The organism is Metabacillus endolithicus, from assembly GCF_023078335.1.
GTDB lineage: Bacteria > Bacillota > Bacilli > Bacillales > Bacillaceae > Metabacillus > Metabacillus endolithicus.
Genome location: NZ_CP095550.1, coordinates 3,504,552 through 3,519,149, shown reverse-complemented (window position 1 = coordinate 3,519,149; position 14,598 = coordinate 3,504,552). Strand labels below are relative to the sequence as shown.

Here is a 14,598-nt window from a genome sequence, read left to right as displayed (position 1 = left end):
ATTGAGCTCATGAGTGTTAATGCCGTCATAATTGATAGCATTTTTTTCTTGTTCATACCCATCCCTCCCGAAGTTTTTTCTCCGCATGAGCCAATTAAAAATCTTTCCCAATATAATCGAAAGGATTTTCAGATGGATATGATTGATTGTTGCTACCTCTATCTTCACCCTGTGTAGCTTCTTTTGTCAAATAGTAAGCAGCTGCTCCTACTCCAAGCATTGATGCCATAAATAATACTGGATTACGTTTACGTTTTTTATTAAACATATGATCACCTCTTGTTGTTAATATCTCCCTTTTAATGTGTTCAAAAAAATAATTGCTATACATTAACCTTGTTTTAGCTCTTTCATTAGCTCTTCATCTCGGTTTAGTAATTCGTCAATATTGGTTAACCAATTAGTCGTCTGATGTTTTTCATATATTTGGTATTCTACTTTAGTGATAAAAGATAACTCTGAGAGCTTTTCAAGGTATTCATATATAACTTTGGAATAGTGTACATTTAGTTGTGGCAGAACCCGAACCGAGAGTAATCTTTCCTTTACCTTCTTTTGGTTCTTTCATAAATATAGTGAAAGCTAAAGGTAGAGTTTAAAGGTACTTCATCTATAAATGTCATCACCCATCCTTGCCATACATAGACAGGTGATTCTATTAAGTAGTTGTACTTTAGGGGTAGAAATGCGTGTGAAGGAAGATAAAGAAGAGAAGCATGTTTTGTTTGATAAAGGAATTGATTTAGAGTATTCGCTTGCTTCGTAGTAAAGGGAAAAGGCTTTAAGCGAAAAGCTCTAACTTTATGGAACCAATTTTCATAAAAATTTATGGAACAAGACTGCTGTCTTATTAACTGCGTGAACGATATTGTTTGTTTAGAAATAACAGATTGATTGGCAAAAACAACTTGAGAAGAAAATGGAATAATAGTTCTTAAAATGATAAACGCTTTAATCTTAGAACAATAAGCATAGATCATAAGTGAGCCATCTTCCATTTTACTTGTAAAACGCCATTGAAACTGGGAGAGTTTAAATGATCTTTCTCCTGTTCTTTTTAGTAATTTTCCACCTAGAATCCAGAGAAAAGGAATGTTTGCTTTTTTATACATACCAGATCTTTTTTGAAGTATGTTTAGGTCGATTGGTGAGCATTGATACTCTATTGCTAGGGTTTGTTGATGATCTTTGATTAAAAGGTCTGGACGCTGCTTAATATCAGTTATAAAAGGTTCTAGTTCTACATGTGTAACATTTTCATCTATTTGAAGCCAATCATATAATTCAAGCTTTCCTCTCATATGATACTGACTTTCAGGTCCTCCCTTATTTGATGGACAGTCAGAGTGCTTTTTATGAGCAAAGTGGGCTGATATGATTGAACCAATTTTTAAATCTAACTCGTTTTGACATTGAGGACAAATAAAAGTGCTGTTTGCTTTTAACTTTCTTAACCTTTCAATTGTCCACTTTTTCTCTGCTACATTAAGTTGATTACCTCTTTGATCATTCGCTACAAACAATAGCTTCCTCTCCTTTTTCTTTTTATTATCCATATAAAGAGAAATAGGACAAATCGTGAAAATTAAATTTTGATCATTAAAAAAGGAAAAAGCACTGACCGATTGGGCAGTACTTCTTTCTTTCTATAATAATGGCGACATAAGGCGTGCTGCTGATTCAAAAAGCTTTATAGCAAAAGAACGCTTCGCAAATTCTTCCATAATGATTTCTCTCGATTGATCAATATCATTCATATAGGCATCTACAAGTGTTTGTGTACTTCCAGTTCTATATAGAAATGCATTTACCTCAAAATTCAGATGAAAGCTTCTCATGTCCATATTCGCTGTTCCAATGGATGCAAGTTCATAGTCAACAATCACAATTTTACTGTGTAAAAACCCTTTTTTATACTCGTAAACTTTAACACCTGCATCAAGTAGCTCTGGGAAATAAGATCTTGAAGCATGGTAAACAATCTTTTTATCCGGACGTTCAGGTACTAGCAGTCTTACGTCAATTCCGCTCAGTGCAGCCACCTTTAAAGCTGTTAGAATATCTTCATCGGGAATAAAATATGGAGATGCGATCCAGATTGACTCTTTGGCCGAAATAATCATCGAGAAAAACAAGTTTTTAATAACATCCCACTTATTATCAGGACCACCGGCAATTAACTGAACGCCACCCGTTTCTTCCAATTCCTCAGGATCTGAACTTATGTAAGATTGAATCAACAGCTTTTTATCTGTCATATAATACCAATCCTGCAAAAAGATCATTTGTAGAGTTCGAACAGCTTCTCCCTTAATTAAAAGGTGGGTGTCACGCCAATATCCAAAGTAAGGATCCTTACCTAAGTACTCATCGCCCACATTTAAACCACCGACAAAACCCACTTCCCCATCTATAACGATAATTTTCCGATGGTTACGAAAGTTAATTTTATTATTTAAAAAAGGAATCCGAACGGGTAGAAACGGAACCATTTCAATCCCAGCTTTCCCCATACTTCTAATGTATTCTTTGGAAAGCTTCCAACTTCCAACAGCATCATATAAAAACCTAACTTCAACACCTTCTCGAGCTTTTTCAATCAAAAGATTTTTCAATTCATTTCCGACCTGATCATGTCGGACAATATAATACTCAAGATGAATATGATGTTTTGCATTTTTTAACTCGCGAAAGATATGATCAAATGTTTCGATACCATCTGTTAAAGCCTTCGTTTTTGTAGCAAATGATATAGGACTATGTCCTAATCGATGAGCTAGTTTGAATAATAATTGTTGATGATTACCCATTCGGTTGATTTTTTCTTGATACGAATGATGATTTCCCTCAATTTCTAAAAATGCTTTTTCATCCAACAATGCTTTTTTCTCAAAAAGACGTCTCTTTCTTATGTTTCTCCCAAAAAATAAATAAAAGAAAAATCCTACTAATGGAAAACCACCTAAAACAACTAACCATGTAATTGTATGTGACGGATGCCTATTTTCAAGGAAGATCACAACACATATAAAGATAATTGAGAGTGTAAAAAGAACACTTACAGAACCAACAATCCAATCTCCCCAAAGACTCTTCGTTATTAAGATAATGGAAGCAATTAATGTGACAAATAATAGTATTCTGAATGTAAACTTCATTAGCTTCACCTGACTTATTTTTAGTCTTACTTCCCTTCATTCATAAAAACGAAACATTGAGTCACCCTTTTGTCTTCACATGTCTCACTATTTTGTTACTTCGGCCTTGTTTTTACCCAAGAAAAGAACATATTTTTTACAATGAATGAAAAAAAACCGATTTACATGAAATCGGTCTCTCACATCTATGATCTATTATGAAAAATGTTTTCTTATCACATTTAATGCATGATCTTTTGCAATTAAGTTACCATATTCTTCAAGTCGATGAATGGTTACTCTGGATTCTTGTCCATATTCAAGTAGAATACTCAATGTATTCTCAATTTCTTCGTCACTCACTTCGTCATCAAACTCAACAAATAAATAGTAATTTTGGTCGAGTGAGAATAAGTGATTCATCATTCCTGAAAGAGATGAATACTTAGACAAGGAAATAATATTTTCTAAATCATTAAACTTTAAGACAAACTGAAGCTGTTGTTCCAATTCTTCAATTTGATCTTCCTGTGAATCATTTGACTTATTAAAATGATGATCTAACAATGATTCTATATTTTCATCCACTGGGATTTCTTTAAGTTTTTCGTCAGAAATAGGAAGCTCTAGCTTTTGTCCGTCTTTAGACACTTGCGCTTTCGTTACGATCACCTCAAGCCCTTTATCAAGTGCTTGAACTTGGATCCAAAGTGGACCTTCAACCATAAATTCCTCTTCTTCATGAACTTCATCCATCATTTCCCAGAAAAGTTCCTCACTTCGATCACGGTTATACCAGATTTCATCGCGATCAAAACCACGCTCTTCTATATCTAAATATGAGATATAAAACTTTACAGTATTCTCGTTAATACGTTCAATCTCCATTACTCAACCTTCCCTTCTATATAAGATGTTGAAGGGACAACCCCCCTCAGGGTAGTTGTACTTTACTACACTTTACCCAAATTTTCAACTATTTAACCGTGGGTAAAGGGAAAGTGTAAATATCCTCCAAAAAAAGCTAGAAAATCTTCACACTAGTGCTTTAGAACCTTCAATTATGAAAGAATCTTGTACTCCTATTTTATGATAAAAAGTACTTAAATGAAATAAAAAAACTCCGAATTTACAAAAACAGTTATTTTACCTATATGATTCTACAAGCATATCTTATGAATGTTTTCATATAATTGTACGAGCAGTCAATAAGCCAAAAAAAGAGGGTATTAACTATGGAACAAGATTTTCTTTTATCACTTCTCATGATCATAGGCATCGATCTAGTACTTGGTGCTGACAACGCTGTAGTCATTGCTTTAGCCTGTCGTAATTTACCCGTTTTGCAACGAAATAAAGCAATCATATTAGGAACCATGCTCGCGATTGTATTTCGGATTTTCATTACTTTAATAGCTGTTTATTTGTTGAAAATACCTTTTTTACAATTGGTTGGCGGAGTTTTCCTACTTTATATTGCCTACAACTTGATTGCAGGCAAGGAAGATGACACAAGCAAAATAAAAAGTCATCCATCACTATGGAGAGCCATCAAAACAATCGTCATTGCTGATTTATTAATGGGATTTGATAATGTTTTAGCAGTTGCTGGAGCAGCACAGGGTCATATGTTACTAGTAGCAATGGGGTTATTCATTTCAATACCTATTATTATTTGGGGAAGTAAAATAATCCTCGTCCTATTAACAAAGTATCCATTCCTTGTTTATATTGGTGGCGGTCTGCTTGCCTTTACTTCAGGGAAAATGATTGTAGAAGAACCTAAACTACAGGGAATCTTCTATTCACACCCAATGCTTGAAATGAGCATACCTTATATTACAGCCTCATTTATTATATTAGCAGGTGTTCTGTACCACCAAATGATCAACTTTCAGACTGCTCGCAGGGATTAACAAAGCTCACTAAAAAATATAACAAACAAAGAGGCAAATGATTTGCCTCTTCAGTTTTCATATTTAATTAACTAAGCGCTGTGCTTCTTGTAGTTGATATGTGCGAACACGGCGTGGAAGAAAACGACGGATTTCATCTTCATTATATCCAACTTGTAATCTCTTCTCATCGATTATAATCGGACGGCGAAGAAGTCCTGGATTTTCTTGAATTAAATTATATAAATCTTGTAAAGGCATAGTTTCTAAGTTGATATTTAGCTTTTGAAAGATTTTAGAACGAGTAGAAATAATCTCATCCGTTCCATCCTCTGTCATTCTTAAAATTTCTTTAATTTCTTGAATGCTTAAAGGCTCAGAAAAAATATTTCTTTCAACATATGCAATTTCGTGCTCTTCTAACCATGCTTTTGCTTTTCTACATGAAGTACAACTTGGTGATGTATACAATGTAACCATGAACATTCACTCCTCTAAATATAGAATGAGTTAAAACTAAAACGTCTATATAATTAAAATTACTTTAAATAAGAATTACTAAATTGATTATACTATAAAAAAGTAAGTATGGATATAGATATTACGTTAAAAGTATGACAAAACAATTACAATCCTTTAAAGAACTAGGAAAACTCTTGATATGTAGTGACTTATAATGGATAAGTTGTAATTATATCCATCCATATAAGTCAGTAAACTCATTCTCAATTAACTTAACTCATCGAAAATGTTATGTTTATTTTCCTCATCCATCGATAATACTTCATGAACAGGTTGATAAGATTCACCATATAATTCTTTATCTTTAAAAGTATGAATTAGTTTATATGTTTTTTGCATTGCCTGAAAGATTGTTTCTTCTGATTCATCATTTGGAGCCCAGTAAAGAATTTCTAATTTGTTTACCTCATTTGTTGCAAGAGATCTTCTTTCATATCCGATTGTATTAGCATGTTTAAACCCTTGTCTTTGATAAAACTTTAGTCTTTTTGCTGTATCGGTATCTTCATAATTCACTGGTTCAACTTCGAGGATAATTGGTTTGTTTTTTTCTTTAATTTATCAATTAGTTTGCTGCCTAAGCCTTCTCCCCTTGCATCCTTTGATACAAATAGGTAGTCAATGAAGATAAAATCATCAAGCTCAGCATACATCAGGACATGCTTTTTTCCTTCATCTTTATGGTAAATGTCACCTTTTTCATCTAGTAAGGCCTCAATGTGATCTTTAGACTTCATCTCTTCGATGGGAAAATACTGATTTAACTTTTCATACCAGTTCATTTTTCTGCTCCTATCACCATTTAATAAATTCTCCCATAATTATCTATACCCTTCTTTTTTTTATTAAACATGTAAATAAAAGAGACCTGACCTTTTTCAGCTCTCAGTTAGTGTATGCAATACAAAGAGATTCGATTAAGGGAAGGCCCTTTACAGCAGGTCTTGGGGTTGGTTAATTTTAGATATCTTAAAAAGAATAGGAATTTTTTAAATACAAACAAAAAAAGACCATCAAATCAGTCAACAATTTGATGGTCTTTTCATATTAAATTGATTGTGCTAAATAACATAACCTATCTAGGCAGTCACTTGATATTATTATTTATTACCATTTTCTTTTTGATATTTATCAAATTCAGCTTGTGAACACATAACAAAGTGTCCTGGTTTTACTTCTCTGAATTCAACTTCTTCGTCAGGTTTATAATTGTGCTGACTTGGGTCATAGGTTTTTCTCACACGAGTGCGTTCATAATCAGGATCCGGTAATGGGATTGCTGATAATAGAGACTGTGTGTAAGGATGAATTGGGTTATTATATAGCTCCTCAGCTGTTGCTAGCTCAACTAGTCTACCGAAGTACATAACTCCAATACGATCACTTATATATTTAACCATTGATAAGTCATGGGCAATAAATAAGTAAGTTAATCCTTTGTCTTTTTGAAGCTTCTTCATTAAGTTTACAACCTGAGCTTGAATAGATACATCCAAAGCAGAGATCGGCTCATCAGCAATGATAAAATCAGGATCAACTGCTAAAGCACGAGCAATTCCGATACGTTGACGTTGTCCACCACTGAATTCATGTGGATAACGGTTAGCATGCTCACGATTTAGACCAACCGTTTCTAAAAGCTCATACACCTTATCAATACGCTCTTTTTTCGTTTTAGCAAGACCATGAATGTCAATTCCTTCAGCAATAACATCAGAAACTTTCATACGTGGATTTAATGATGCATATGGATCTTGGAAAATCATCTGCATTTTACGGTTAAAAGCTTTTAATTCTTCTTTTGATTTGTTTCCATGAACGTTGACGCCATCATAAAGAACCTCTCCACCAGTCGCATCGTACAATCGAATAATTGTACGACCTGTTGTAGATTTTCCACAACCGGATTCCCCTACAAGACCGAGTGTTTCTCCTTTATAAATATCAAATGAAATATTATCAACAGCCTTAACTTCATTCGGCTTGCCAACATTGAAATACTGCTTCAAATTTTTAATTTCAAGTAATTTCTTTTCTGCCATTTATTTTCCCTCCTTGTTTCCAGGGAACTGACGTCTACGGCGTTGAACAGCTATAGGCGGTTCAACTTTAGGCGCATCTGGGTGCAACAACCATGTTGCAGCGTAATGTGTAGGTGATACTTGATACATCGGTGGCTGTTGTTCTAAATCAATTTGCATAGCATATTCATTACGAGCAGCAAATGCATCACCTAAAGGTGGGTTTAAAAGGTCAGGTGGTGTACCTGGGATTGCATATAATTCTGCGTCTTCTGAATCCAGACTTGGCATTGAACTGATAAGTCCCCATGTGTATGGATGCTGTGGATTATAAAATACTTCATCCACTGTTCCAATCTCCACAATTTTTCCTCCATACATAACAGCCACTCGGTCAGCAACATTTGCTACTACACCAAGGTCATGAGTGATGAAAACAATGGACGTATCAATTTTCTTTTGAAGGTCCTTCATTAATTCAAGTATTTGAGCTTGAATTGTAACATCTAGAGCAGTTGTAGGCTCATCGGCAATCAAAACCTTTGGATTACAAGCTAGAGCAATTGCAATTACTACCCTTTGTCTCATACCACCTGAAAATTGGTGAGGATATTGATTGAAACGCTCTTCTGGTTGCGGAATTCCTACTAAACGTAATAAATCGATTGCACGTTCTCTTGCAGCGGATTTACTTAAGTTTTGATGCTTTGTAATAGGCTCCACAATTTGTTTTCCAACCTTCATCGTTGGGTTTAACGATGTCATTGGATCTTGAAAGATCATTGAAATATCTTTACCGCGAATTTTTTGCATTGCTTTATTAGGAAGCTTTGCTAAATCTTTTCCATCAAATAAAATTTCACCTTTTTTAATTTCTGAATTAGATTCAGGTAAAAGGCGCATAATTGATTTTGTTGTAACTGATTTTCCTGATCCGGATTCACCAACGATTGCAAGAGTTTCCCCTTTGAATAGGTCAAAGTTTACCCCTCGAATCGCCTGAACCTCTCCTCCAAATGTGTGGAAGGAAATGTGTAGATCCTTTACTTCTAATATTTTTTCCATGAACTATTCACCTACCTTTTAGTCGCGCATTTTTGGATCTAATGCATCACGTAGTCCATCAGCAATCATGTTGAAACATACCATAATTAAACTGATTACAATTGCTGGGAACAACATTTGATAAGGATATAAACGTAATGTTCTAAAACCAGAATCAATTAATGTTCCTAAAGATGCTAAAGGATCTTGTAATCCTAATCCAATAAAGCTTAAGAATGCTTCAAAAAAGATTGCACTTGGAATCGTAAACATTGTATTGATAATAATGACTCCCACTAAGTTAGGAAGTAAATGTTTTAAAATAATTTTTGAATGACCGGCACCTAATGTACGTGATGCTAGGACGAACTCTTGATTTTTAAACTTAAGAACTTGACCACGAACAACCCTTGCCATACCTACCCAACCTGTAATGGTCAAGGCAATTGTAATCGATACTATACCAGGTTCGAGCACTATGATCATCAAAATAACAACAACGAGGTTCGGAATACCTACTAAAATCTCAATTATACGTTGCATAACAGTATCAACTTTGCCGCCAAAGTAACCCGAAATGGCACCATAAGCAACACCGATAATCATATCAATCACTGCAGCTAATACAGCAATATATAATGATACTTGGGTACCCTTCCAAACACGTGTAAAAATATCACGCCCAAGGCTATCTGTACCAAACCAATAATATTCTTCTGTTGCATTTTTTAATTCATATGCGTTGTATTCTTCGCCATTCTTTTTTGTAAGTGTACCATCAAAAGGAAGCCAGCTAATATCTTCTAGGCCTTGTACCCTTGGTGGTAAGTTTGCATGTGTTGCAGTTTGAGTACTGTAATCATAATCATTTAAGAAAGGTCCAACTAATGAAAGAATGGTTAACAAGATAAGTACAACCAAGCTTATAATAGCGGCAGTATTTTTTCTAACACGTAACCATGCATCCTGCCAATAAGTTAGACTGGGCTTTGAAATTTCTTCACTAGCTGAAGCATCAATATTAGCGGGTTGAAACAATTCTTTTGAAATTTCTTTTTCATGCTGTGACATTACTTCTTACCTCCCGCTAAACGAATTCGTGGATCAATTAGACCGTACAATAAGTCAACAACTAAGATAACGACAATAAACAATGCAGCAAATAATATGGTTGTTCCCATAATAACTGGGTAGTCATTAACGTTAACTGATTTAACAAATTGTTCCCCTAATCCAGGAATACCAAAGATCTGTTCAATTACTAATGATCCTGTCATTAAACTTACTGTTAATGGCCTAATACTGTAATAACAGGAATTAACGCATTACGTAATCCATGTTTAAAGGCAACTTCGAAAGCGGAAGCTCCTTTTGCTTTAGCAAGCGTAATATAATCAGAACCTAAAACCTCAATCATTTCTGTTCTCATGAAACGAGCAGCAATTGAAATCGGGAACATGGATAACGCAATTGTAGGTAGAACTGTATATTCCGGTCCACGCCAGAAAGCTACAGGAAACCATCCTAATTGAACTCCAATATAATATTGAAGTAAACCGGCAAATACGAATGAAGGAATTGATTTACCTATAACGGCTATAAATGTAGCGCTATAATCAACCCATGTATTTTGGCGGAGTGCCCCAATTACTCCAAGAATAATACCAATAATCGTTCCAAATACCATTGCCTGGAAACCTAGTAAAGCAGAAGGCCCAATACGATCCATTAAAATATCTGTAACACTGGCATTATTGAATTGGAAAGAAACACCTAAATCACCTTTTGCTAAATTTGCCATATACGTTAAGTACTGTACCGGCACAGGCTCATCCAATCCATACTTGTCTTTCATGATTGTTAACTGTGCTTCTGATAACTTACCTGCATTAGTAAAGGGAGTACCAGGGATTAATTTCATGAGGAAAAAAGTAAATGTGGCAATTAAAATCAGGGTAACGAGCATATAAAATACACGCTGGGAAATATACTTAACCATCAATAAGCACCTCCTAAGAAAACTTAATTTTCAACATTTTTCGACAATTCTTATACAGGGAAAAAGAGAGTATATCCCCTATACTCTCTTCAACCCGTTAAATTATACCGACTTTAGGCCTTTTCGTAAACTATAAGACACCGACTTCCCAGTGGTATTTTCACCCATTAAGAAAGAAGTATAGTATACTGGATAAAATTATTTAATTTTAACCCACTTATAGCTGTACTCAGGACCAATAAAGTGATATGTGAAGCCTTCTACTTTATCTGCTACAAGAACGTTAGATGAACGTTGGTAAACCGGTGCAAGTGCTGCATCTTCTTCAAGTACAATTTTCTCTGCTTGTTGAAGTGCTTCGAAGCGCTTAGCTGGCTCAGTAGCATAAGTGTATTGTGCATCTTCTAACAATTTGTCGTATTGCTCGTTAGAATATGCCATTTTGTTGTTTCCACCATCAGTGATCCATAAATCAGAGAATGAAATCGCATCTTGATAGTCTGGACCCCATCCAGCAAATTGTAAATCATAATCCATTTTCACGTCACGGTCTAAACGTACGCTGAATGGAACAGATTGAACATCAATAGTTAAACCTGGAAGGTTTTTCTCTAATTGATCTTTAATGTAAGCATCTGTTTTCTTAGAAGTTTCAGTGTCTCCACCAAGGTATACTAATTCAACAGAGTCAGTACCAAGTTCTTTTAGACCTTGCTCCCAAAGCTTTTTAGCTTCTTCAACATTGTAAGTTAAAAGATCGCCATTTGCTTCACGGAAATCTTCACCAGTGTCAGGGTGATTAACGAAACCAGCTGGAACTGCATAGTTTGCAGGTACAGAACCGTTATTTAAAATGCTTGTTGCTAAATCTTCTTTGTTAAATGCAGTTGCAATCGCACGACGAATGTTTTCGTTTGCTAATGCTTCGTTTTGTTGGTTCATTTTGATCCAGAAGATTGTTGGCTCTAACCATTTAACAAGGTTAGGGTCACCTTCATATTGTGGTACGATATCTGATGCTAATTTACCAGTGATATCAGCTTCACCAGTTTCGTAAGCGTTAGCAGCAGCTTGTGGATCTTTTAATACGTTGTATTGGATTGTTTCTAAAGAAACTGTTTCAGCGTCCCAATACTCAGCATTTTTGCCCATTGTCCAATCAGTAGCAGTTGTTCCGCCCCAGTTTGTCATTACAAATGGACCATTATAAAGTAAAGTATCATGAGAAGTTGCATATTTATCGCCTTGCTCCTCAACAAACTTTCTGTTTTGTGGATAGAAAGAACCAAATGCCATTAAAGATTCAAAATATGGAACTGGTTTTTCTAAAGTGATTTCAAGAGTTTTTTCGTCAATTGCTTTAATACCTAAAGTGTTAAGATCATATTCTTTTTTCTCAGCTGCCGCAGCAGTGATTTCTTTTGCTCCTTTGATTTTCCCTTCCATCATGTAAGGGCCATAAGGAGAAGCAGTTGCTGGGTCAATCGCACGTTGCCATGCAAATACGAAGTCATCTGCAGTAACAGGATCTCCGTTTGACCATTTAGCTTCTTTTAATTTTACTGTGTAAACAAGACCATCTTCACTAACTTCCGGCTCACCATCAGCCATACCAGGAACAGCATTTTGTTCTTGATCTAAACGATATAAACCTTCCATAGTATTAGCTAATGCTGTAAAACTCGCAGCATCTTGTGCCATTACACTATCCATAGAAGGAATTTCAGATGTTTCTAATACCTTTAATTCTTGAGCTACTGTTTCTTCAGCCGTATCTTTGTCGCCTTCAGTCTCAGTAGTTGTGTCACCACCGCCATTACATGCTGCTAAGAACATGCTAAGTACTAGCGATAATGCTAAAAGTAGAAATAATTTCGACTTTTTCACAAATTTGACCTCCCTTTTTTTAATACAAGTTTGCTTTACAGAGATTATTATACAAGTATTCAAACAATTGTGCATTTACTTTTTTAATAAAGTTTACAGAAATGCAATAATAGTAAAGAAAATCGAATAAAAAATAGGCATATATACCTATGTATTTCATAAGAATTTTCTTAATCTTTTTAACACTTTTTGTAACAATACTTTAACGCGTTGACTTGTAAAGGGTTACATAATCTCACAAACTTTTTTGGAGAATATGTAAACTTTTTCACTTAACTATTAACATTTTTCATAAAAATTTCTACTAATACTTTGTCTACTATAATAATTTCTCGACTTTTTCCCTTCCCCCTTTCTTCTGTTATAATAATCGTTATGAAATTGTAGAAAAGAGTGAAGAACATGCCCGATAAAAAATCGTTTACGCTTGTTATTGTGTCATTAATTTCGTCAATCTTACTATCGTTTTTTATTTACCAAAAATTAACGCTTCTTTCATTTATTAATATTTCTTTCTTCTTTGGAGCTGGCTTGCTTTTCATTGCCTTCTTAACACTCACTGTTAAAGGGGGATTCTTTGATGGGATAACATATGGATTTAGAAGAATGTTTGTATCCAAAGGGAAAGAATTATCAAAGCAAGAGGTAGAAGAAATGACTCCAGTTTCAGAGTTGCTCACATTTAACCACTCCCCTTTTTTAATTAGTGGTATTATAGTAACTGTCATTATGACCCTTGCAACAATCCTTTATTATTTATAGAAACCATTTGCAAAGGAGAAAATCTTTCCTTATAATTAAAAAAAAATAATCGGCTATGAAAAAGAGTAGTACATATTAGGAGCATTCAAAGAGAGCCTGTGGCTGGTGGAAACAGGTAATGACCGATATGGAATGGACTTTTGAGCTTCTGTACAGAAAGTTAGTACGTACAGACGTTTTCTGCGTTAAAGATTAAGTGATTTCTACTATAGAAATAAGTAGGGTGGCACCGCGGTCCATCGTCCCTATCAATGGGACGAGTGGGCCTTTTTGTATGCTTCAAAAGAAGTGTGGCCAGCTTATCAAATACAAGTTTCATCATTTAGGAGGAAAACAAATGAAAACAATTTTTTCAGGAATTCAACCTAGCGGCTCAGTAACGTTAGGAAATTACATTGGGGCATTACGACAATTTGTTGATTTACAGGATGAATACAATTGTTATTTTTGTATAGTTGATCAACATGCAATCACTGTTCCACAGGATCGATTAGCTCTTCGTAAAAACATTCGAAGTCTCGCAGCACTTTACCTTGCTGTTGGGATCGACCCAGAAAAAGTAACATTATTTATTCAATCTGAGGTTCCTGCACATGCACAAGCTGGATGGATGTTACAATGTGTTGCCTATATTGGCGAACTTGAAAGAATGACTCAATTCAAGGACAAATCTCACGGGAAAGAAGCAGTTGTTGCAGGATTGCTCACATATCCACCATTAATGGCAGGAGATATTCTTTTATATAATACAGATCTTGTCCCAGTTGGAGAGGATCAAAAGCAGCATTTGGAATTAACAAGAGATATAGCGGAACGCTTTAATAAGAAATACAACGATATTTTCACCGTTCCTGAAGTTCGTATTCCAAAAGTAGGTGCCCGTGTAATGTCACTCGCTGATCCTACGAAAAAAATGAGTAAATCAGATCCTAATCAAAAAGCTTTTATCACGTTATTAGACGACCCAAAACAAATTGAGAAAAAAATTAAAAGTGCAGTAACTGATTCAGAAGGTATCGTTAAATATGATAAAGAAAATAAACCAGGTATTTCTAACTTACTCTCGATTTATTCAATCTTTACAAATGAATCAATTGAAGAAATCGTAGCTCGCTACGAAGGAAAAGGATACGGAGACTTTAAAGCGGATGTTGCAAATGTAGTAATTAATACACTTACACCAATTCAAGAAAAATATCATCAATTAATGGAGTCAGAAGAATTAGATCAAATTTTAGACAAAGGTGCCGAAAAGGCAAATGCTGTTGCAAGCAAAATGATCAAGAAGATGGAGAATGCAATGGGACTTGGTCGTAAGCGAAAATAAAGGA

At 34.9% G+C, this 14,598-nt stretch carries 12 protein-coding genes, 2 pseudogenes and 1 other annotated feature; of the genes and pseudogenes, 3 read left to right on the top strand and 11 right to left on the bottom strand.

Translation table 11 applies throughout. The features are described 5' to 3' along the window. Window positions 1-94: 94 nt before the first annotated feature. The 4 genes from MVE64_RS18110 to mecA form a co-directional block, all read right to left on the bottom strand. The gene (locus MVE64_RS18110) at window positions 95-268 is read right to left on the bottom strand and encodes a hypothetical protein (RefSeq protein ID WP_247340027.1); all 174 of its coding nucleotides are present in this window, start codon (window positions 266-268) and stop codon (window positions 95-97) included. Window positions 269-545: 277 nt separating this feature from the next. Continuing rightward, window positions 546-1,523, bottom strand: coding sequence for a competence protein CoiA (locus MVE64_RS18105; RefSeq protein ID WP_247340025.1), 978 nt, complete (start codon window positions 1,521-1,523; stop codon window positions 546-548). A gap of 123 nt (window positions 1,524-1,646) precedes the next feature. Continuing rightward, window positions 1,647-3,158 (bottom strand): cardiolipin synthase, encoded by a 1,512-nt coding sequence (gene cls / locus MVE64_RS18100; RefSeq protein ID WP_247340024.1) that lies wholly within the window; start codon window positions 3,156-3,158, stop codon window positions 1,647-1,649. A gap of 195 nt (window positions 3,159-3,353) precedes the next feature. Continuing rightward, window positions 3,354-4,025 (bottom strand): adaptor protein MecA, encoded by a 672-nt coding sequence (mecA, locus tag MVE64_RS18095; RefSeq protein ID WP_247340022.1) that lies wholly within the window; start codon window positions 4,023-4,025, stop codon window positions 3,354-3,356. 347 nt (window positions 4,026-4,372) lie between these two features. Between mecA and MVE64_RS18090 the strand changes: the two genes are divergently transcribed. Next, complete coding sequence (locus tag MVE64_RS18090; protein WP_247340020.1) at window positions 4,373-5,053, top strand: TerC family protein; 681 nt, start codon at window positions 4,373-4,375, stop codon at window positions 5,051-5,053. A gap of 63 nt (window positions 5,054-5,116) precedes the next feature. Here MVE64_RS18090 and spxA read toward each other — a convergent pair whose 3' ends face one another. The 7 genes and pseudogenes from spxA to MVE64_RS18055 form a co-directional block, all read right to left on the bottom strand. Further along, on the bottom strand, window positions 5,117-5,512 hold the full coding sequence (gene spxA, locus MVE64_RS18085) for a transcriptional regulator SpxA (protein ID WP_098798697.1): 396 nt from the start codon (window positions 5,510-5,512) through the stop codon (window positions 5,117-5,119). Window positions 5,513-5,761: 249 nt separating this feature from the next. Then, window positions 5,762-6,336 (bottom strand): annotated as a pseudogene (locus MVE64_RS18080) (GNAT family N-acetyltransferase). A 318-nt stretch (window positions 6,337-6,654) separates the two neighbouring features. Then, entirely contained in the window at window positions 6,655-7,596 is a 942-nt protein-coding gene (locus MVE64_RS18075; protein WP_247340018.1) for an ABC transporter ATP-binding protein, read from the bottom strand. Next, entirely contained in the window at window positions 7,597-8,640 is a 1,044-nt protein-coding gene (locus MVE64_RS18070; RefSeq protein WP_231309139.1) for an ABC transporter ATP-binding protein, read from the bottom strand. It abuts the gene before it with no gap. A gap of 18 nt (window positions 8,641-8,658) precedes the next feature. Further along, window positions 8,659-9,690: an oligopeptide ABC transporter permease gene (opp3C, locus tag MVE64_RS18065; RefSeq protein WP_098798701.1), complete on the bottom strand. Its 1,032-nt coding sequence runs from the start codon at window positions 9,688-9,690 to the stop codon at window positions 8,659-8,661. After that, window positions 9,690-10,618: pseudogene (opp3b, locus tag MVE64_RS18060) on the bottom strand (oligopeptide ABC transporter permease). Before opp3b ends, opp3C begins: the two are co-directional and overlap by 1 nt. Window positions 10,619-10,816: 198 nt before the next feature. Further along, window positions 10,817-12,505: a peptide ABC transporter substrate-binding protein gene (locus MVE64_RS18055; protein ID WP_247340016.1), complete on the bottom strand. Its 1,689-nt coding sequence runs from the start codon at window positions 12,503-12,505 to the stop codon at window positions 10,817-10,819. Between the two features lie 402 nt (window positions 12,506-12,907). On the opposite strand from MVE64_RS18055, the gene MVE64_RS18050 reads away from it, so the two are divergent. Together MVE64_RS18050 and trpS are read left to right on the top strand one after the other, a co-directional pair. Continuing rightward, window positions 12,908-13,267, top strand: a complete 360-nt coding sequence (locus MVE64_RS18050; protein WP_247340014.1) for a DUF3899 domain-containing protein — start codon at window positions 12,908-12,910, stop codon at window positions 13,265-13,267. Between the two features lie 46 nt (window positions 13,268-13,313). Then, window positions 13,314-13,517, top strand: a binding site (T-box leader). 87 nt (window positions 13,518-13,604) lie between these two features. Next, a complete protein-coding gene (gene trpS / locus MVE64_RS18045) occupies window positions 13,605-14,594 on the top strand; it encodes a tryptophan--tRNA ligase (protein ID WP_247340012.1) in 990 nt (329 codons plus the stop codon). Window positions 14,595-14,598: the final 4 nt, after the last annotated feature.